The following is a 21,388-nucleotide window of genomic DNA, read 5'->3' as shown; positions in this document are numbered from 1 at the left end:
TCAAAAAAATCGAAACTACTGGTCTCTACTCGTCTGCGCCGTCTCGGACGTTGACGGCCATGCCCGAGTCGAAGTCCTGCATCGCTTCCGCGGCGAGTTCCGCCCGCCCGACTGCGAGCAGGTGTCCCTCGTAGTGGACGACGAGCACCTCGTCGCCGGGGCGAATCTGCGAGTCAGCCTCGCGCACGAACTTCGCGAAGACGTTCTTCCCGTCGCGGACGAACGGTTCGCTGTCGTCACCGACGACGACTCGACCGGTCGGCGCGTCGAGTGCCTCGTGCAGTCGGTGGCCACCTTCGATACCCAGCGTGAATCGGCCGTCGGTCCCGTAGCTGACGACTCGGCCCGCATCGGCGATAATCTGTTCTGGTCGGCCCGACGAGGTCCGTTTCACCGTCAGCGCCTCAGCAGGTGGGAACAGTGCCGTCCCGCTCCCACGGCCGAACTGGTAGTCGGCCAGCGTCCGCAGGTCGGGAGCGTCGTCGAAACTGTCGGCAGTCATGGCCTCGCGTTAGGTGCGCCGTCGTGAAAGCGTGTCGGAGCAGCCGTGAGTCATACACGGTTTTAAACGACATTCGGTATCATGCCCCTAGACACTCGGTACCATTATTCTCACGAGTTCCGTAGGCGAAAGTTATAATCTGCTGGCCTCCCATTCACCAGTATACAATGAACACCACGAAAGTAACCCTCGGCGCGGTGCTGCTCCTGGTCAGTTCGGCCATCCTGCTGTACCTCGGGACACCCGGCGCGAACCTGCCCATCATGCTCGGTGGCGCAGCGTCGCTCGCGATGGCTGCTGGCGCACTGCTCGTCGGCACGTCCGAAGGCGGCCGCCCGGTCTAAATTTCGATTCTTCTTCGTTTCGATTCGATACGCCTGAGCGACTGTGTTCGTCGGAAACCGTTCTGGAAACCGTACTTTTTCACCCGGTTATTTTCAGTGTAAGACGGGTCAAACCCCGATTAACCGTGCAATAGTGACGATTATGCGGGATATATCCTTTGACACCCCTCGTCTGGGTCGACCTGCATGGGTGATGAAGGTTCCCCCGCGATGAAACGACGCGATGTCCTGAAAACGACCGCTGCACTCGGTGCGAGCGGCTTTGCCCTCCACGGATTTTCGACTGCGACCGCCTCCGACGGCACGCCAGACGAGACCCTCTCACCCTCGGCGTGGCCGCAGTTCGGCCGGAGCGGGCGCAACAACCCCCGAACTGACGTGGAACTGACCAGCTACCCCGAACATCCACGCTTCGGTCACAAGTGGTCCGCCGACCCCGGTGACGCGAACGGGTTCCCGGGGCAGGCGGTCGCCGCCGACGGTGTCGTGTACACGGTCAACGCCGTTGGCACGGTCACCGCCCGGAATCTCGACGACGGCACCAAGCTGTGGTCGACCGATAAACTCGGTCGCTGTTACTCGACGCCGGCGGTCGTCGACGGCACGGTCTACGTCCTCACCACGACGCAGACGGTCGCACTCGACGCGGCCAGCGGGTCGACGAAGTGGTCGGTCGACCGCGGTGGCTACGCCTCGCCGACCGTCGACGGTGACACGGTGTACATCGCCGGGCAGTCGTCCGGTTGGGGCGGACAGGACGAGGTGTACGAACCGAAAGAACTCGCCGCACTCTCGACCGCTGACGGGAGTACGAACTGGGTCGTATCGAGCGACGCGATGGTCGACACGACGCCAGCCGTCGCCTACGGGCGCGTCTACATCGGTACGGAAGCTGGCATCTGGGCCGTCACCGCGAGTGACGGTGAGACCGTCTGGACGACGGATTTCGGCGACGGCCACTCCACGACGGTCACCATCGAGGACCAGGGCGTGTACGGCCAGTCCGCCGGTACCGTGTTCGCTCTCGACGTCGAATCCGGTACCAAGCTCTGGACGCGCTCGCTCGGTCCGACGCCCGCCCCGCGTGCTGGCTCCAGCGCCAACAGCCCACGCTGGTTCGCCGACGCGGTGTACACGGCGGCCGTCATCGACGACATCGTGTTCGTCACGGTCGACGATGCCGACGAGGAGTACGACTCTAGGACCCTGTACGGCCTCGAATCCGACACCGGCGACACTATCTGGACACACTCCGGAGCACGCCTCGTCGACGACCGCGGCGACGTACTCACGGCCCCGGTCGTCACGAACGACACGGTGTACTTCTTCAGTCGGGCGAGCGCGGACGATCCCGAGAACGAACTCACGGAGGACGTCGACCCCGTCCTCCTCCAGGGGGTCGAGCCGAGCAATGGATTCGTCCACGATACCTACACCATGCTCGACTACGTCGACTCCGCTGGCGACTACAACGCGTTCGCGCCGGTGTCCGTGGTCGACGGCACGCTCCTCGCTACGTCGTACATCGAGAACGGCACCGAGGGCAAGCTCGACGTGTACGAAGCCATCTCCGACTCCGAGACGGAGGCGACCTATCCGAAGGAGGTGACGCTCGAACCTGAAGGTGCGCCCAACGAGTGTGAGGAGACGGTTCTCACCGTCGACTTCCCACAGAACGAGGAGGGGTACGACCGGTATACGACCCTCCTCTGGTACATCGACGACGAGTACCGCGGGACGACGAAAGGACAGTATCACGGGACCGACGTGAGCGTCGACCTCGACGCTGGTCGACACACGGCTCAAGTCCGCGCGTACGACCGCTGGGGACGGACTGACGCAGCAGAAACAGAATTCGTCGTCAGCAAGGACTGCGAGAGTCCGACGAGTGTCGACATCGCGGTCGAGACCGAGAACCCGACCGTCGGCGAGCCAGTAACGTTCGAAGCCGACGTGACCGGTGACGCATCGACGCTCGAATACGAGTGGAAGATCGCCTGTGGTGACGACGTCGACCACACCGGCAAGACGATTCAGCACACCTTCGAGAAGCCGCTCGAATGGGGTGTCCGCCTCATCACGACCGACACCGAGACTGACGAAGAGTTCGTCGACTACACGACAGTGATGGTCGAAGACGCAGAGTAAGCAGGCTCTCGCTCTATCTTGTCGCGGCATCCGCACTCCTTTTTTCTGTTCCTCCCATCGCTCCACTCCTCGTGAGTGCCGTTCGTGCTCGCTCCCGGTACTGTTTCAGCGCTCGCTCCCGACATCGTGTCGGGAAAACGCTCGTTTCAGTCTGGGATAGTCCGGTTTACCAACAATATATCATTTACCACCCGGTGTCTGGGTCGACTCGCATGGGTGACGAAAGTCCCTCCGCGATGAAACGACGCGACGTCCTGAAAACAACCGCTGCACTCGGTGCGAGCGGGTTCGCCCTCCACGGACTCTCCACTGCCACTGCCTCCGGTGGCGCTCCCGACGAGACGATTCCAACCACGTCGTGGCCACAGTTCGGCCGTGACGTGTCCAACACTGGCGCGGCCGACGTGACGGTGACCGCAGACGACACGCCGTACCTCCACCGGCGATGGTCGACGGCCGAAAGCGGCGCCGGCGGCGTGCCCGGACAGGCCGTCGTCGCCGACGGTACCGTCTACACAGTGACTGCGAGTGGTGACCTCACCGCGAAAGACCTCGAGAGTGGTACGCAACGGTGGTCGACCGCCGTCGCGGGAGACATCAGTTCGACCTTTATCGGGGCAGACGTCCTTTCGACGCCTGCACTCGATGGCGGTGTCCTGTACGTGGTTTCTCGGAAACAGACGGCCGCAGTCGAGGCCGCGACCGGGTCCATCCTCTGGACGGTCGACCGCGGCGGCGTCGGCTCGCCAACGGTCGTCGGCGACACCGTGTACGTGCCCGGGCGGTCTCCTGGAATCCGCGACGACGAGGACCGGTACACGTTCGAACCGAAAGAACTCGCCGCGCTCTCTATCGCCGACGGCTCGACGAAGTGGTCCGTCACGGCCGAGACGCAGATTCGAACGACGCCAGCAGTCACCGACGGGCACGTTTTCGTCGGCATGGAAAACGGCGTACTGGCGGTCGACGCCGAGTCTGGCGAAACCGCGTGGACGACGACGTTCACCACGGCTGACGAGCATCCCTCGACGACCACGGTCACCGTCGCCGATGGAACGGTCTACGGCCAGACGAGCGATACGGCGTTCGCACTCGATGCGGCGTCCGGTTCCAAAGTCTGGACGCGCGCGCTCGGTCCCGAACCGACTGGCCGTAGTGTGCTCGCGCCGAGTTTCCTCTCTGCCGCCGTCGACGGTGACACGGTCTACATGACCGCCGACGACGGCACGGGTACGCACGAAGACCGGACGCTGTACGCGCTCGACGCCGAATCCGGCTCGACGAAGTGGACACAGGACGGGTCGTGGTGGGAGAAAGGAACCGGCCACATCCTCACCGCCCCGACGCTCGCCGGCGGGAGCATCTACGTGTTCGCACAGACTGGTGTCGAGGATCCGGACGCCGAGGACCGGTTGCAGGTCGGTGACGCCGCCCCGGTCCGACTCCTCGAAATCGACGCTGCCGACGGCAGCATCACGACTGCCTACACGATGTTCGAGTATCTGAGCGACGCCGGAAACTTCCCAGCGAGGACCCCGGTCAGTGTGGTCGACGATACAATCGTCGCCACCTCGCACGTCGGCAACGGCCTGTCCGCCGACGGCATCGACGTGTTCGAAGCCATCGACGAGACGCCGCGCGAACCGCCGAAGACGGTGACCGTCGAGGCCACCGGCCGGCTCACCAAGTGTACGGAGACAGTTCTCGAAGTGGACTTCCCCGCCAACGAAGACCGGTACGACCGCTACACGACGATGCGCTGGCACGTCGACGGCGAGTACCTCGGAAGTTCGAAAGGGTTCATCCACGGGACGAGCGCCAGTATCCAACTCGACGCTGGCGACCACACCGCGACGGTCATCGCCGCCGACCAGTGGGGCCGGAGCGAGATGGCCACGACCGAGTTCACCGTCTCCGAACAGTGCGACCCCGAGACGGAGTCGGTCGGTATCGCAGTCGACACCGAAGACCCGAGCGTCGGCGAGCAGGTCAAATTCCACGCTGTCGTGGAAGGTGACGACGACCTCCAGTACAAGTGGAAGGTCGCCTGTGGCGACGAAGTCGACGACACCGGCATGAATGGCGAGTACACGTTCGAGTCGGCCGGTGAGTGGGGCATCCGCCTCACCGCGACCGACACCGACACGGACGACGAGTACACGGCGTACACGACGGTGGTGGTCGACGAAGCCGAGTAACCACCGAACGGTTCACGGTGCTGGCGGTTGCGCACACTTCGTTCACACTTTTTCGTCGGCGGCGGTTCACAGCGTCAGACAGCGGTTAGCCGAGCAGTCGTGAAAATTCGGTCGAGTCTGATTCGTCGCCCCGATTCGTTATTGGTTCCCGTACTATTCCGTCGTGTTAGACCGGATACAACCGGCAAAAACGTGTGTTTGAGGCTGAAACAGTCCCGTTTATCAACTGTATAGTAGTTACCGTCGTCTGACTGGTATGTAGTACATGCCTGACAACGGTCCCCTCCAGACGAACCGGCGAGGATTTTTGACGATGGCCGCAGCCCTCGGCGGCAGTGCGCTCGCGACCAGTGGGATGGCGACTGCCGTCGACGGTGGCAATCAGGCGGCGACGCCAGCCGCGGCCGAGGGACTACTCGAACCGGCGTGGCGCGTCGAGACCACGGCCGAAGGCTCGATGACGAACCCAGTCATCAGCGACGGGGTCGCCTACCACACCGAACGCAACGCCGACGGTGGGCTCGCGGCGTACGGCCTCGACGACGGGAGCGAACTGTGGCGGATTCCCTCCGGCATCAACGACGAGCACGAGACGTTCGTCGCGAAACCCGCACTGGTCGACGGTACACTCTACGTCGGCAGCACACACTACACCTACGCGGTCGACGCCGAATCAGGTGCGGTCCTGTGGCGACATGACGTGGGCGGTGTCGACCAGCCGACCGTGGCGAACGGGCGCGTGTTCGTTCGGACCGGCCCGTACCCTGACCACGGTCGTCCCCCCAAATCGCCCCAGCCCCGGCCGACGAAACTCGTCGCACTCGACGACGAAGACGGGTCGGTCGTCTGGCAAACGCGACTGGTCGGTGAGGACTCGATGGGCGTCCCGAAATCGAACGGGGTCGTCACCGACGCGGGACTCCTCCTCACGTACGATGGCTCGGAATCAGATTCCCGTGCGGGGCTACAGATTTTCGACGAAGCGACCGGCGGGACAGTCTGGCTCGACTACGTCGACGACAACCTCCTCGCACCGGTCGTGGCGGACGGGACGGCGTACCTGGCCTCCGACGACGGGCCAACTGTCATCGCCCACGAAATCGCCTCCGCGTCGGAACGCTGGCGTCGGGACATCCCGGGGAAGTTCAACCGGGTGATGACCCTCCAGGGAGACGGCTTGTACGTCCTCGACTCGTACGAGAAACTGTATCGACTCGACCCCGAAACCGGGGACCTTGACTGGGCGGCCGACTCGGTGAACAACGGCCCGGACGAAGTCGGCGAACTCGCCACGGTTCCACGACTGGCGAACGGCTACCTCGTCGCCGGCGACCGTGAGGAGAACTTGCTGGTACTGGACGCTGCGACGGGTGAAATCGAATCCACGTACGCACTGGGCGACACGCTCATGGGCGTCCTGACGGGGCCGCCGACCGTCTCGGACGAGTACGTCCTCACGACCGTCGAGAACATCCCGTACAACGACTACCGGGACAAGCAACCGCTCGTCGCGCTCCAGTGGACCGAGTCCAACGAAGGAGGCGGTGACGACGGCGACGACGGCGACGACGAACCGGCCAAGCCGAGCGACGTGACGCTCATGGCGGGCCAGACGACCGTGAAGACGGCAGACGAAGTCACGTTCACCGTCGAAGCGACGGGTGATGTATCACTCTCCCCCGGCGTCGATGTCGAGTGGGAGTTAGATGGGGGTATGACCGACGGGGGGCGGCCGTGCGGTACCTCGGTCGCGGTGGCATTCGTCGAGGAAGGGACTTACACGGTCGAAGCGACCGTCGTCGACCGCGGCGAGTCGTACACGGCGACCCAGGCTGTCGAGGTGGAACCGGACTGTTGACTGGCTGAACGACCCTGTCTCACTCGCAGCTATCCTTTTCTTTCACTGGTCGAGATGTGAAGGCTTATTTCGGTACTCGCCACTATTCTGTGTCAATGGTCGAAGCCATCGCCGTCGCCAGTGGGAAGGGTGGGACTGGCAAGACGACGGCGACGCTCGCGCTCGGCATGGCCCTCGCCGAAGACTACGACGTGACCGTCGTCGATACCGACACTGGTCTCGCAAATTTGTTGTTTCACACCGGCCTCGAAGACGCCGACGTGACGCTGCACGACCTCCTGTTCGACGACGCCGACGTGTCCGTCGCCGACGCGACGTACGACCGTTTCGGTATGCAGGTCGTCCCCTGTGGCACCTCGCTGGCCGACTTCCGTGAGGCCGACCCGACCCGCCTCCGGGACGTGGTCGCCGACCTCGCCGCCGACACCGACGTGCTATTGCTCGACTCGCCGGCAGCAATCGGGAGTGTCAGTGCTGTGCTCCCGGTCGTCCTCGCCGACCGGATGGTCGTCGTCCTCCAGCCGACAGTCCCTGCACTCTCTGATGGGCTCAAAGTGCAGGAGTACGCCAGAGCCTACGGCACGGGCGGTGCAGGTGTCCTGTTCAATCGGGTCCACGACCCCGACGCAGTCAGTCGCATCACAGCCCAGACCGAGCGCTACTTCGACGGGCCAGTACTGGCCAGCGTCCCCGATGCCGACGAGGCACGCGCCGCCAGAGACGCCGGCAAGCCGTTGCTGGCACACGCGCCGGACTGCCCGGCGGCAGCCGCGTTCCGCGACGCTGCAGGTCGAATCGAGTTACGTGACGAGGAACCGGGCGACGTGGCCGACCGGTTCCGAAGCGCCGTCATCCCACAACAGCCGTGAAGCTCCCACGCGGCGACCTCGTGCAGTCGCGTGTCGTCGCGTCACCAGCGGCCGCACTGGCCGACGCGCTCAACCGCCGACTCGACGGGTATCTCGTCCTCGAACCGCAAGACACGCTCCTGTTCGAGGGCGACGAAGACGGGGCTGGCGTCGTCACGCTCGACGCCGGCGTTCCGGTCCTCGCGTACCACCTCGGCACCGACCGTGGCGGAGTCGCCGCGCTGACCACGCTGGCCGGCCCTGGCCCGTTCAGTGCCGACCTGTACGCGGTCGAACCGGGCACACTGGCCGACGCACACGAGAACGAGGAGTTGCGCGTCACTCCCGGGGCACCGGCCGAACGACTGGCCGACGACGCGACGCTCGCCAGTCGGACCCGCGATGCGGCACCGAAACACCGCCTCGACGCCGCCGGAGAGGACGATGTGGACCCACTCGAGGCGTTCCTCGCCGACACAGACCAAATCGCCGCGATTCAAGAGCAGGCCGAAGCCGAGGCGGCCCGTCGGGCCGAAGAGTGGGGACTCACGGACGTACTCGACGAAGAAAACGAGTAAGGCGAAGCGAAACGGTTCACTCAGGGCCGAAGGTCGGAAAGGTCACCGACGGTCGGCGCGTTCACGACGGTCACGCTCGTGCCGTCGCGTTCGATGCGGAAGGCGTCGGCGAAGCCACCCTCGCGGATGACCCAGACGCCCGACCGGACCTCCTCTGCGCCGTGGCCTTGCAAGACGGTCTGATACGTCGATAGGAACTCACTCGCGTCGTTCTCGCTGGCCCACTTCGTCGTCCAGACGTAACCGTACTCACCACCTTTCTGGTACGGTAACACCGCGTCGCCGACCCAGCCGGTCGACGCCGGACTGCGGTAGTCGTACGTGTCGAAGTCGCCCGACTTCTCGCCGAAGCTGCTGGTGTCGATGGCGCTGATGTTGTACTGTCTGCCCTGATACCAGAACATCGTGAAGATGGACGCCTCACCGACCGTGTCCGACCCTTCGTCGAACGTCTCCCAGCCGTTTTTCGCACGGTCTTCGACGGTCACAGACGCCGGGGCGACGCTCGGGTCGACGTGGATAATCTCGCTCGACGAGGTCGGCGGGTTCTTCCAGAGGTCGTTCACCGCGTCCCAGCCACCGGCTTCGACCTGCTTGTGGATGAACCACGGGCCGTCGGAGTACGGCTGGAAGATGGTGACGAGGATGCCGAGATTCACGTCGCTGTTCCCACCACCGGACTGGGTGGCTGGCGTCGTGACACAGGCCCATTCGGCACTCGCACAGCGGTTCGAGTACAGTGCCTCGATGTAGTTCGCCTCGCCCTCGATGAGCCCGTTGTACGCGAGTTGCAGGTCTTGCGTCTTCGCGTTCCTCTGGAGCTTCTTCAGGTCGAAGTGCTGGTCCTGTAGGGCGTGGGTGAGTTCGTGGATGAACGTCGTGTTGCTGACGACGAGCTGGTCTGGCGTGTCCGAGACGATGACGATTGTGTCGGAGCCGGTCCGGTAGTAGCCGAGGACGGCGGACCCACTGACCGTGTTGAACTCGGCTTCGATGGGCTTGCCCTCTTCAGAGATGAACAGGGACTCCCACACCTGGTCGTTCCACCGGTTCTTGCTCTCCCCTTGTCCCTCCTGGTTCGCCGAGCGGTTCTGGTGGTCGGTCCGACTGATGACTTCGACGGTCACCGGTCGTTTGAACTCCAGTTGACGGAGTTCCTCGACGCGGGCCATCGACCGTGCGAGCCACACCTCGCGCTCGCTGTCGTTCAGGCCATCGGACTGGTCGACGGTTATCGACTCGTCGTACCAGTAGCCGTTTTCCCACCCAATTCTATCCTTTGCGGGGTCCGAAAAGTCACCCCGCTCGCGCGCAGGGGCGTCTCCGCCGCCGCCGAGGCAGCCAGCCAGGACGACGAACAGGACGACCACGAGCGAGAGCCGTGCTATCGCCTTCACGAAGGGAGTACGACGTCTGCAACCAAAACAGTATCTGGCCGACAGAATTACGGTCGGAAATGTGGAACTAAAATTTATCCTATGTATCTGTGCGGGGTGGACCTTTGACATTACGGGTCGGACCAATTCTATGGGGGACAAGCCTTTACCGCTCGATACAGTATTAAAATTGCTTCAGCGATACGTGTGCCAGCAGCGGTGCACAATTCCACTACATGGGAGAATCTAACGCCACGGACCCACGGGCCACCTTGACCACAGGTCCGCCTGACGAAACGGACCGCAGTTCCTTCGGAGCGGCAGCACTCGACGCGCTGCCGACGCAGATTGCGGTCCTCGACACCGACGGGACTATCGTCTACACCAACGAGGCGTGGCGAGACTTCGCTATCGACAACGGGTTCGAAAACGACCCCTCGATGCTCGGCGAGAACTACCTGGCTGTCTGTCGGGACAGCCAGGTTCCGGACGGCGAGGCCACGGCGGCGGGCATCCGCGCCGTCCTCGGCCAGGAACAGCAGTCGTTCGACTACGAGTACCCCTGCCACGGCGAGATAGAACGCAGGTGGTTCCTGATGCGGGCGCTTCGCTTCGAACACGACGGCGAGACGTTCGTCCTCGTGTTCCACCTCAACATCACGGACCGGAAGAAACACGAACAGGAAGTAGAACGACGGAACAGACAACTGGAACAGCTCAATCGCATCGGCCGACTCATTCGGGAGATAATCGGCTCGCTGCTCGACGTCTCTCGACGCGAGGACATCGAAGATATCGTCTGTCGAGAACTCGCCGACGCCCGGTTCTACAGCCTTGCGTGGGTCGTCGACCGCGGCATGGACGGACGCATCCAGCCCCGTGCCGGGGCCGGCGCAGACGAGTTCCTCGACGCGATGGAAGAACTGAACCGGACCGCCCTCCAGCGCAGTACAGTCGGCGACGCGCTGGACGGCCACGGCCCGGTCGTCGAACGCGACGGGAGCGACCCGTTGCTCACGTTCGGGCACGAGCAGGGACTGGAGTCCTACCTCGCGCTCCCGCTCACCTACCGCGACGCACGCTACGGCGCGCTCGTCGTCCACTCGGACAGACAGGAGGCGTTCACCGAACTGGAGCGCGACGCGTTCGCCGTGCTGGGCGACATGCTCGGCTACGCGCTCAACGCGGTCGAGTCGCGCGAACTCCTCCACGGCGAGTACGCGACCGAACTCCGGGTCCAGATCGAAGACGCCGACGCCCCGCTCGGCACGCTCTCGCGGTCGATTCCCGGAGCGCTCGAACTCACGGGCAGCACGACGGCCAACGACGGCCTGAAGCTGTTCGTCGAGGGGACCGACGTCGACGCAGAGACGGTCGTGGACAAACTCGGCTCACACGACGACGTCGACGCGGTGAACGTCCTCGGCGAGAACGGCGAGCATTGCCGCTTCGAGGTCAGCATCGAACACGGCTCGCCGATGTTCGCGGTCGCGGAACGTGGCGCTGCGGTCCGTGGCGGTACCATCGAGGGCGGCACGTACACGCTGACCATCGAGATGGCCTCGACGGCCGATATCGCGGAACTCATCGGCCATCTCCAGTCCGAGTTCGACAGCGCAGAACTCCGTGCGAAACAGCGCGTGGAGCGTCACGCGTCGACCGTCAGCGAGTACTGGGACCGCCTCGAAGAGCGACTCACCGACCGCCAACTCGCCATCCTCGAAGCCTCGTTCTACGCGGGCTACTTCGAGTGGCCGCGAGAGGCCGACGGCGGCGACGTCGCCGAGTCGTTCGACATCTCACCCCCGACGTTCCACGAGCACATGCGCGCCGGGCTGAGCAAAGTGATGGAAGAGCTGTTCGAACGGCGGTAACTCGACTTTTTTGCGGGTGGTCGTCGACGCGTGAGCGATGGCTGCCGAGCGAGGCGACGAAGCCGCCTACTCTCGAACCATCGAGGAAGTCGGCAGAAACGAAAATAAGAGCAGAAACAACGACGAACGAAACGCGACCTACAGATACCCGAGTTCTTTCAACTGTTCTTCGACCTCTTCGTCGAAGTCATCGTCCTGTTCGGTGCCTTCTGCCTCTTGCTTGTACGCCTCGATACTGTTCCCGAACGCCTCGGTCGCCCACTCGGGAATCTCGGCGTCGTCGTCGACTTCCTCCTGCCAGCAAGGGATGTCGTGGTCGATACGGTACTCGTAGCTCTCCCCCAGCGAGTTCCACTCGTACTTCGTCTCGCCGATGTAGGCGACGCGCATCATGCGGTTCCAGTACGCGAGTTCGTCGTCGGAGAAGTCGCGGTCCCACGTGGCGTTCTCGCCGCCGAGCAGGCCGATAGTTTCGCTCAGCATGCGGTCGTCGACGAGGTCTTCTGAATAGGGCTCCTCGTTCGCCAGTTTGACGATGAGGTCGCCGAGCAGGCAGTGCGAGAAGTAGTCGTCGACCCGGCTCGGCCAGCCCTCGGGCGGATTGATGATTTCACACGGCGTGTGGACGATGCCTTCGGACATGCTGCTCGTGTGGTGGAACTTCCCGTCGTCGGAGGCGTAGCCGAGGTTGTGGCCGTGGTCGGAGATGACGACGAACGAGATTTCCTCGTCGGAGGCGGCCTGCATCCGGGCGATGGTGTCTGAGACCTTCCGGTCGAGGTAGTCGATGGAGGCGTTGTACACGTCGCGGTAGTAGCGCGTGTACCGGTCGGTCGCCGCGCCGTCGGCGTTCAGCTCCCACTTGTTCAGCTCCTTCGAACTCCACGAGTTCGGCACCTCGTGCATGCTGGTGTCGTGCTGGACGAGGTTACGAAGCGGCGTGTGGGCGTCCATGTAGTTCGCGAAGAGGAAGAACGGCTCGTCGCCCTCGGCGGTTTCGAGTGCTCGCGCAGAGATGTTCTTCGCCCCGTCGTCGACGAACTCGGGGATGGGGAGCTTCTTCACGTGGTGACCGGTGAACGCCCAGACGCCGTTGGCAAAACTCTTCGCGGGTTCGTCGTGGGACAGACACTCCGAGAGGAAGCCGAGATACCGCTTCGCCGCGTTCGGCTCGTCGGTGTTCTTCATGTACTCGTCGACGGTGATGGCCTCGGTGAACAGCGACTCGGCGGTGTGTGAGCCGATGGAGAAGTCGCCGAACTCGTCGAACCAGGCGTCCAGCCCGAACGCCGGGTTCATGTAGGAGTTCGCGCTCAGGCCGACGGCGCGGTGGTCCGGAAGTCGGCCGAGGAAGGTGTCGCTCCGGTCGAACTGCCCGAAGTCGAAGCCGGCGTCGAAGGACTCGGCGTGGACACCGTGCTGGGAGGGGAGTTGGCCGGTGAAGATGCTCGTGTGACTCGGCAGGCTCCACGAACTCGCGGCGCGCGCCTGCTCGAACGACGTGTCGGACATCTGCCGAAGTCGCGGCGCGAACTCGTCGAACGAGTCCTTTCGCACCGTGTCGAGGACGATGAGGGCGACGTTGCGGGTCATCGGCTAGCACCCCAGGTAGACGCTCGAATCTGCATGTAGGCCTAGTCACGCCCGCTGGCCATTCCTATCGAGGCCCTAAGTGTCACAGAATCGGTGGGACGGCGGCCTGACGGGCTATCCGAACCGGCCCGGTGTCACGACGACGCGGTCAGCGAGTCGTACACTGAGACGAGCTCTTCGGCGTCGCGGTCCCAGTTGAACCGTTTCGTGACGGCCGCCTGTCCGTTCTCGCCGAGTCGTGTTCGCAGGTCGGCGTCCTCGGCGAGCCGAGTCATCGCTTCGGCCATCGCGTCCGGGTTACCCGCTTCCGCGACGAGTCCGGACTCTGTCCCGCCCACGACGCGCTGCAGCGGCGGCACGTCGGAGACGAGGACTGGCTTGCCGAGTGCCATGTACTGGAACAGTTTGTGCGGGAGCGTCGTGTTCGTGTGCGGCGTGTCCGCGTGCGGGACCAGGCACACGTCGCTCGCGGCCATGTAGTTCGGCACGTCTTCGAAGTCGACCCACCCGGTGAACGTCGTCGCGTCCATCACGCCGTGGCGCTCGCAGTGCGCGTCGAATCGCTCGCCGTAGCGGTCGTTGCCCGGCGCGCCGACCATCAGCAGGCGGGCGTTCGGGGCCTCTTCCATGACTTTGGCGAAGCCTTCGACCACGGCTTCCAGTCCCCGGTGTGGCGCGTACTTGCCCACGTAGGAGACGACGAACTCGCCTTCGTAGCCTGCCACTGGCTCCGCGTCGGCGTCGAACCAGTCGCGGTCTAAGTCGACCGTGTTGCCGACGACGGAAACTCGGTCGTCGGCTGCCGCGCAGTCGTCGAGGTAGTGGCGTCGGCCCTCCTCACAGACGGCGAGGACGTGGTCGGCTCGGCGAACCGCTCGGCGCTCGATGCGCTTCCAGCGCCGAATCGGGAGCGCGGCGTACTTCGACAAGAGGCCGACGTTCGAGAGCACGTCTTCGCGGGCGTGCATCCGCCGCCACTGGCGAATCGCCTCGGGATAGTTCTCGTGCAGATCGGCGACGACTTGCGCGCCGATTTCGTCGCCGACCGAAATTCCGGTCGGAACGAGGGGCAGGTCGTGGACGTGAATCGCGTCGATAGCCTTCTGTGCGTGAATCGACCGAAGCGCGTCGGCCCAGAATCGGTGGCGCGTCGTGACGAGGAAGCCGAGTGAGAGTCGTTGGCGCTGGAGCGAAGCCAAGTCTGATTCCGAGACGCGACACACCTCGATACCGTCGAGGGTCTCACGCGCCGGTCGGTCGTCGCCGCCGCGACAGAGCAGCGTCACCTCGTGGCCGGCCGCGAGCAGCGCCCGTGCCTCCTTCTCGACGCGAACGTCCCGCGGGAACGGCTTCCGCAGGACCATGCACACGTGCATTTCCGATACGGTCGAACGGTCGGCGGTTAGTTCTGTCGTCGAACCAAGATGGGTTCGTGGTCTCGAAGATGGAACGTCGTGGGCCGAGTCTGCCGTGCGACTCGGCGACGAGAGCCGTCACAGCCGCTCTGGCGCGCGCTTCCGAGTGTGGCTGAACGAGAGCGAGGCGACGGAGTCGCCTCGGCGCGAACGGGGAACGGAGTGACCCGTGAGGAAGTGAAGCTCGCGAGGAGAAATCGCGCGAGGGATGAGCGAGTGGTGCGAGGCGACGAAGTCGCCTCGTTGCGAACGGGGAGTAGAACGACCCGTGAGCGGAACGAGCGAATCGGTTGGGGAGGTAGTGGCGGCGGTCATGTACACCAGCGTTCGTGAACTGCTCGTAGACGCGAAAATAAACCGTGATGAGAGCTAACACGGCAAAAATGGGAACGCCAAGAGTCGACACGAGGACTCGATTTGGCTCAAGAACAAAGACGGTAGACGTTGCACGAATCCGTAATGAGTGCAGCGGCAACGACGACGACACCTCCCACACCCACAGGCGTGAATCGTGGTTGACCTCGACCGGGCGAGCATCGCCCTGTTCGGTTCGCGCGTCACGTCACAACTGCTCGGCTTCGCCAGCGTCGTCTACTTCGCGAACGTCATCGGCGCGGACGGCCTCGGCGTCTACTTCACGTTCGTCACGGTCGTCAGCGTGACGAGCGTCTTCGCCAAATTCGGCCTGCCCGGTGCGGTCGTCAAGCGGATGAACCAGTCCGACGACGCCCACGAGCGCGGCGTCTACCTCTCCAGTGCGTTCATCCTCTTGCTCCCGCCATTCCTCGTCACGGGCGCGCTGATGCTCGTCTTCGGGCCGCAGTTGACGAACTACGTGAGTCTCACCGCGGCCGCGCCGCTGGCCGTCGCCGCGGTCGCACTCGGTGTGAGCGCGAACCTGCTCATCGCGGCACTTCGTGGTGAGGCGCGCGTCTCGACCTCGGCCGGGGTCGAACTGCTCGATCAAGTCGTCCGCCTGAGCGTGAGCGTCGGCCTGCTGTTCGCGGACTACGGCGTCGTCGCGCTCGTCTTCGGGCACATGGCCGGGAACTTCGCGCGGGCGACTGTCTCGTACGCGCTGCTCGACGCGAGATTCGCGTTGCCCACCCGCGAGTCCGCGACCAGCCTCTTCGACTTCTCGAAGTACACCGTCGGGATGAACCTGAGTTCGCTCGCCTACAACTGGACCGACACGCTCGTGCTGGCCTACTTCGCGTCCAAGGCGGTCGTCGGGGTGTACGAGACGGTGTGGATGGTCAGCGCCGTCACCCTGCTCGCGGCGCGCGTGCTCGGCGTCGCGCTCGCGCCGACGATGACGCGCTGGCACGAAGACGGCCAGACCGAGCTCATCGAGACGGCCTTCTCCACCGCGGTGACGTTCGCGCTCGTGCTCGTCTTCCCGGCTATCGTCGGTGCGACGGTCCTCGGCGACGACTTGCTCGCGACGCTGTACGGCTACGAGACCGGCGCGACCGTCCTCGTGATTCTCCTCTGCGGGCAGGTCGCCGCCGCGGTGAAGAACATCACGCAGAACACGCTGTTCGGCATCGACCGCCCGGACCACGTGTTCTGGACGAACGTGCTCTCGCTGGCGGCGAACGTCGGCCTGAACCTCATCTTGGTACCCGAGTACGGGATGTTCGGGGCCGCGGCCGCGACCCTGGCGACTGCCGGCGTCGCCGCCGTCGCGCAACTGGCCTACCTCCGGCGGTACATCTCGGTCGGCATCGACCGAACCGCGCTCGCGTGGCAAGCCGCCGCCTCGCTCGCCATGGGCGGGGTCGTCGCCGCGCTCTCGGGCGTGTTCCCGCTGGAGACGATTGTAGGTCTGCTCGCGCTCGTCGGCGTCGGTGCGGCCGTCTACGGCCTCGTCGTGCTGGCGAACGCGGAGATGCGCGGGCGGTTGCTCGGCGCGGAACTGTGGTGACGGCCCGACCCGGTTAGCCTCCCTGTTTTTCAGCCCCCCACTCCTTCTCGGAGACGATACTATCCAATGTCGCGTAACGTCGTCGTCGTCTGTCTCGACACCGTCCGGAAGGATTTCTTCGACCGGTACGCGACCCGCCTCCGGGCGAAGGCGGACGTATCCTTCGAACAGTGTCGGGCCGCGAGTTGCTGGAGCGTCCCGAGTCACGCGAGCATGGTCACCGGTCAGCTTCCGTCCGAACACGGTGCGACGGCGGCCAGTCCGCGCCTCGACGCGCTGGCCCACGAAGACACCCTTCGCGCGGATTTGCCCGACTACCACTTCCTGGGTATCAGTTCGAACATCTACGCCGGGTCGGCGTACGGCTTCGACCACCTGTTCGACGAGTTCGTCGACGTGACCCGCGACCACCGCTACACGGACGCGCTCGACGTGCCGACGTTCACGAAGGAAGCGACCGAGCCGGGCCTCTCTCGATACCGCGACGTACTCCGAGCCTGCCTCGACCACGACCGCCCGAAAGAGAGCCTGCTGAACGCGGTCGCCGCGCAGGTCGACCAGCTGTGGGACACCGGCCCGTTCGACGTGCCCGCGCCGTTCGACGACGGCGCGGCGTCGGCAAAGCGAGTCCTCGTCGACCGACTCCGGGAGCGAGACGAACCAGTCTTCGCCTTCGTCAACCTGATGGAGGGTCACGAACCCCACCGCGACAGTCTCAGGTACCAGCGCAGTCTGTACGACGTACCCACCGGCTGGCGCTCAGACGACCTGCAGACGTGGGACGCGGTCGCCCCCGACAGCGAGACCGAGCGAGAAATCGACCGCTATCGCGACGTGTACGGCGCGTCCATCGAGTACCTCGACCGGCAGGTGAGCGACATCGTGGAGAAAGTACAGGCCGTGACCGACTGCGAGACGACCGTCGTCGTCACCGCAGACCACGGCGAAAACCTCGCGTTCGAGGCCGACGACGGCCACCTCGGACACATTTCGAGTCTCACCGAAGGTGTCCTGCACGTGCCACTGCTCGTCTTGAACGCGCCCGATGGCTACGAGCGCGTCGAGACCGGCTACGTCTCACACCTCGAACTTCGGCGACTGGTCACCGGCCTCGCCGCGGGCGAGACACCCGACGTGACCGCAGAGCAGATTCCTGCCGAAGTGCTGGCCATCACGCCCGGGAACGACCCCCTCGAAGAAACCGACCCAGAATACTGGACCCGCCGAATCCGCGTTGCCTACGACGGCGACACGAAGTACGAGTGGGACAGTCTCGGCGGCGAGTACCGTGTCTCGCTCGACGCGGCGAACCCGAACTGGCAGTCGCGCGAGGACGCGGCCGAGACGAGTGACGCCGACGCGGAGAGAATCCCGACGTGGGCACGCGAACAATTCTCGACACCACTCGACGACGTAGACCTCGACGAAGACGCGGCCGGCGACGACGACGTCGACGACGCAGTCGCCGAGCGACTCCGCGACCTCGGTTATCGGTAGAGAGTCGGTAAGAACGGCCGCTTTCTCTCGGCGTTTGAACATGATTGGTTCCTCACTTATCGTGCTAGTCATGGTATCGGGAGTAACGAATGCGTGACAAGGTTCTACAGCGGTGGGTCAAACAACCTCCTGCGACACCGAACGTGCAGTACCTCCGAGACGCCGAGCGACTCAAGTCGTGGGAACAACTGGGTGACCGAGAACGGGTGCTGGACATCGCCTCCGAGTCGAACGTCACGGCTGGACTCGCCGCCGAGGAAGTCGCCCGCATCGACTTCTCGCCCGACGCCATCGACCACGCGCGGGACATCCTCGGCGACCAGGTGGACCGGTACGAGGTGGCTGACCCCGAAGTACCCGAACTGCCCTTCCCCGACGACTACTTCGACGGCGCGGTCTCCATCGGCCCGTACGACTGGAAGTTCCTCGACATCGACGCGCTGACCGACGAGGTTCGGCGGGTACTCGCTCCTGACGGACTCTTCTCGTTCTCCGTCCCGACGCCGCGCTCGCCCTACGCGACCCGCGGGCGCAACCGCTTCCGGTACTACGACCCCGACGAGGCACTGGACATCGTCGCGCCGGACTGGCGCGTCGCGAAGTACGACCTCGTCTGGCAGTACCCGTACAAAGCGCACCTGCTCATCAACTCGATGCCGAACACGATGCAAGAACCCATCGTGGACCTCGCGTGGCGACTCACCGACGAACTGACCGAGCGCGACCGGTGGGACGACGCGTCGTACATCGTCATCGGCGCGACGCCGCTCGGCTACAAGTCCTACCTCGACCGCGGCCTCGACTGTCTGTTCCGGTCGACCGACGAGAACGGCCTTTGGGACGACGACGAGTCGAAGTTCATTCGCGGCCTCGACTACGAGTTCGACGGGAAGACGCCACCGGGCGGGACGGTTCGCTCCGCCAGCGAACTCGACTGGTCCCGCGACGACAGCGTCCAGTGGCGGTACGCCCCCTTCGCCGTGATGGGCGCGATGGCGTGGCGAACGTCCGAACGCGGCGACGACCGCTTCGACGAGAAAATCGAGGACGCACTCGCCTACTTCGAGGCAAAATTCGGCGACGACCCTGGCCGCATCGGGATGCCGAGTTACGGCATCGGCCCGCTCGTGATGGGCTTCACGCTCGCCGACCAGGTGTTCGAGGCCGACTACCGCTCGACTGCTCGCCAACTGTTCGAGTACTCCCGCGAGGAATTCGACTTCGACCACGCCGAGGATAGCCTGCTCGCCTTTGGCTGGTCGTACCTCTACGAACACACCGAAGACGACGACGTGCTCGCGGCCATCGACGACGCGCTCTGGGAGATAAACGAACGCCTCGACCCCGCGACGGGCACGTTCAACTTCGACAACGGGACGACGCGTCGCCACCAGAACCAGATGTACACCATCTGGGGGCTCTCCCGGGCTATCGAGGTCACCGGCAAGACGGGCTACCTCGACAGCCTCGAAATCGTCCTCGAACACACCGTCAACGTCCGGATGCGAGACGACGGCGCGTTCATCTGGGAGGACGTGAGCAAGGGACAGAAGGCCTGGGGCGACTACAAAACGGACAACTGGGGTCACCGACCCTTCCACTGGCGCTACCTCTACGAGTGTCATCAGACGTTCTTCGTCAACGCCGTCGCGCACTACTACGCCGCGGGCGGCCAGAACGACTACGACAGCGAGGTCGCCCGCGCGATGGCGTGGATATACGGCGACAACGACCTCGGCGAGGACCTCGTCGAGTTGAGCGGTCTCGGCGTCCCGATGCGGTTCGTCACGACCGGCGGCCGGATGGACGTCGGCGACCAGATGTACAAGGGGTCGTACGAGGTTGGCTCCTACGTGATGGCGCTGACGAACTTGCTAGCGGGGCCACTTTGATGCGTATCGACCAGTCAGACAGCACCACCACCGACACGTCTCTCCCGGTCGACGACGCCAGTGACACTGCGGCCGTCGAACCCGACGCAGACGTCTGCGTCCTCGGTCTCGGCCACGTCGGCCTCCCGACTGCGCTGCTCGCCGCACAGGAGCACACAGTCGTCGGCGTCGACATCGACCAGTCGCGCGTCGACGCCATCGAACGTGGCGACCTCCCGATGGACGAACCCGACATCGACCAGTTGTACGAGCGTGTCGCTGCCGACTTCAGCGCCCAGACCACGGTCGCGGACGCGGACGTGTACGTCATCGTGACGCCGACGCCGGTCGACGCCGAGCGTGCGGTCGCCGACGTGAGCTACGTCGAGGCTGCCGCCGAGATGATCGCGCCGACGCTGTCGCCGGGCGACCTCGTCGTCCTCGAATCGACTGTGCCGCCGGGGACGACCGAGCGACTCGTCGCCCCCACGCTCGAAACCAGCGGCCTCTCTCGAAGCGAGTTCCGCCTCGCGTTCTCTCCGGAGCGCGCGAGCCCGGGCGAGACGCTCACCGAGATGGTCGAGAACAGTCGCGTCGTCGGTGGCATCGACGAGGAATCGGTCGACGCGGCCTGCGCCTTCTACGATTCGTTCGTGACGGGAGCGGTTCGCCGAACGGTCCCACGCGTCGCGGAGTTCGTCAAACTGGTCGAGAACACCTTCCGCGACGTGAACATCGCGCTGGCCAACGAGTTCGCACTCGTCGCCGAAGAACTCGGGCTCGACGTGCACGAAGCTATCGACCTCGCGAACGAGCACCCGCGCGTCGGCATCCACCATCCCGGTCCCGGCGTCGGCGGCCACTGTATCCCTGTCGACCCGAACTTCCTCTCACAGCACACGACGCGCGACCGACTCGTCTCGCTCGCCCGCGACGTGAACGACTCGATGCCGGCACACGTCGTGCAGGGCGTCGAGGACCTGCTGGACGGCGACACCGACGCGACGGTGACGCTCCTCGGCGCGGCCTACAAGGGCGGCGTCGGCGACACGCGACGGACACCGACGCGAACGCTCGTCGACCTGTTGGCGGGCCTCGGTGTCGACGTTCGACTGCACGACCCGCACGTCGACTCGTTCCCAGTCGACCCCGAACCGCTCGCCGAGGCCGTCGCCGGGAGTGACTGCCTCGTCCTCGTCACCGACCACAGCGAGTACACGGCGCTGGACCCGTCCGAACTCGGCGAGGTGATGGCCACGAAGAACCTGTACGACACGCGCGGACTACTGGACACACCATCGTGGGAAGCGGCGGGCTTCGAGGTCGCGGTGCTCGGCGACGGCCGGACGCAGGAATAAG

Annotated in this window: 15 protein-coding genes; 11 read left to right on the top strand and 4 right to left on the bottom strand. The window is 64.7% G+C overall.

The features are described 5' to 3' along the window. Positions 1 to 25 precede the first annotated feature (25 nt). Positions 26 to 502: a PUA domain-containing protein gene (locus ACSC1P_RS14650; RefSeq protein WP_435360936.1), complete on the bottom strand. Its 477-nt coding sequence runs from the start codon at positions 500 to 502 to the stop codon at positions 26 to 28. Positions 503 to 669: 167 nt separating this feature from the next. Between ACSC1P_RS14650 and ACSC1P_RS14645 the strand changes: the two genes are divergently transcribed. The 6 genes from ACSC1P_RS14645 (at position 670) to ACSC1P_RS14620 (ending at position 8,476) form a co-directional block, all read left to right on the top strand. Then, positions 670 to 846 carry a hypothetical protein gene (locus tag ACSC1P_RS14645; RefSeq protein WP_435360935.1) on the top strand — a complete coding sequence of 59 codons (177 nt, stop codon included), beginning with the start codon at positions 670 to 672 and terminating at the stop codon, positions 844 to 846. Positions 847 to 1,056: 210 nt separating this feature from the next. Continuing rightward, positions 1,057 to 2,994 (top strand): outer membrane protein assembly factor BamB family protein, encoded by a 1,938-nt coding sequence (locus ACSC1P_RS14640; RefSeq protein ID WP_435360934.1) that lies wholly within the window; start codon positions 1,057 to 1,059, stop codon positions 2,992 to 2,994. Positions 2,995 to 3,206: 212 nt separating this feature from the next. After that, positions 3,207 to 5,192, top strand: coding sequence for an outer membrane protein assembly factor BamB family protein (locus ACSC1P_RS14635; protein WP_435360933.1), 1,986 nt, complete (start codon positions 3,207 to 3,209; stop codon positions 5,190 to 5,192). Between the two features lie 265 nt (positions 5,193 to 5,457). Further along, entirely contained in the window at positions 5,458 to 7,050 is a 1,593-nt protein-coding gene (locus tag ACSC1P_RS14630; protein WP_435360932.1) for an outer membrane protein assembly factor BamB family protein, read from the top strand. 95 nt (positions 7,051 to 7,145) lie between these two features. After that, positions 7,146 to 7,919, top strand: coding sequence for a nucleotide-binding protein (locus ACSC1P_RS14625; RefSeq protein ID WP_435360931.1), 774 nt, complete (start codon positions 7,146 to 7,148; stop codon positions 7,917 to 7,919). Then, positions 7,916 to 8,476, top strand: coding sequence for a DUF8054 family protein (locus tag ACSC1P_RS14620; protein WP_435360930.1), 561 nt, complete (start codon positions 7,916 to 7,918; stop codon positions 8,474 to 8,476). Before ACSC1P_RS14625 ends, ACSC1P_RS14620 begins: the two co-directional genes overlap by 4 nt. Before the next feature lie 20 nt (positions 8,477 to 8,496). Here the strand turns inward: ACSC1P_RS14620 and ACSC1P_RS14615 are convergent, their stop codons facing one another. Then, positions 8,497 to 9,873, bottom strand: coding sequence for an Hvo_1808 family surface protein (locus ACSC1P_RS14615; RefSeq protein ID WP_435360929.1), 1,377 nt, complete (start codon positions 9,871 to 9,873; stop codon positions 8,497 to 8,499). 215 nt (positions 9,874 to 10,088) lie between these two features. Here ACSC1P_RS14615 and ACSC1P_RS14610 point away from each other — a divergent pair, with 215 nt between their 5' ends. Next, positions 10,089 to 11,726 carry a bacterio-opsin activator domain-containing protein gene (locus tag ACSC1P_RS14610; protein WP_435360928.1) on the top strand — a complete coding sequence of 546 codons (1,638 nt, stop codon included), beginning with the start codon at positions 10,089 to 10,091 and terminating at the stop codon, positions 11,724 to 11,726. Between the two features lie 138 nt (positions 11,727 to 11,864). Here ACSC1P_RS14610 and ACSC1P_RS14605 read toward each other — a convergent pair whose 3' ends face one another. Beyond that, a complete protein-coding gene (locus tag ACSC1P_RS14605; protein WP_435360927.1) occupies positions 11,865 to 13,319 on the bottom strand; it encodes a sulfatase-like hydrolase/transferase in 1,455 nt (484 codons plus the stop codon). 134 nt (positions 13,320 to 13,453) lie between these two features. Continuing rightward, the gene (locus ACSC1P_RS14600) at positions 13,454 to 14,683 is read right to left on the bottom strand and encodes a glycosyltransferase family 4 protein (RefSeq protein WP_435360926.1); all 1,230 of its coding nucleotides are present in this window, start codon (positions 14,681 to 14,683) and stop codon (positions 13,454 to 13,456) included. A gap of 562 nt (positions 14,684 to 15,245) precedes the next feature. Here ACSC1P_RS14600 and ACSC1P_RS14595 point away from each other — a divergent pair. The 4 genes from ACSC1P_RS14595 (at position 15,246) to ACSC1P_RS14580 (ending at position 21,387) form a co-directional block, all read left to right on the top strand. Beyond that, positions 15,246 to 16,661: an oligosaccharide flippase family protein gene (locus tag ACSC1P_RS14595; RefSeq protein WP_435360925.1), complete on the top strand. Its 1,416-nt coding sequence runs from the start codon at positions 15,246 to 15,248 to the stop codon at positions 16,659 to 16,661. A 66-nt stretch (positions 16,662 to 16,727) separates the two neighbouring features. After that, on the top strand, positions 16,728 to 18,158 hold the full coding sequence (locus tag ACSC1P_RS14590; RefSeq protein ID WP_435360924.1) for a sulfatase-like hydrolase/transferase: 1,431 nt from the start codon (positions 16,728 to 16,730) through the stop codon (positions 18,156 to 18,158). Positions 18,159 to 18,247: 89 nt separating this feature from the next. Then, the gene (locus tag ACSC1P_RS14585; protein ID WP_435360923.1) at positions 18,248 to 20,050 is read left to right on the top strand and encodes a class I SAM-dependent methyltransferase; all 1,803 of its coding nucleotides are present in this window, start codon (positions 18,248 to 18,250) and stop codon (positions 20,048 to 20,050) included. Beyond that, on the top strand, positions 20,050 to 21,387 hold the full coding sequence (locus ACSC1P_RS14580; RefSeq protein ID WP_435360922.1) for a nucleotide sugar dehydrogenase: 1,338 nt from the start codon (positions 20,050 to 20,052) through the stop codon (positions 21,385 to 21,387). The genes ACSC1P_RS14585 and ACSC1P_RS14580 overlap by 1 nt, the downstream gene beginning before the upstream one ends. Position 21,388: the final 1 nt, after the last annotated feature.

Source organism: Haloarchaeobius caseinilyticus, assembly GCF_051207395.1.
Lineage (GTDB): Archaea > Halobacteriota > Halobacteria > Halobacteriales > Natrialbaceae > Haloarchaeobius.
The sequence above is the reverse complement of the archived record's forward strand: the minus strand, read 5'-3'. Positions and strand labels throughout refer to the sequence as shown.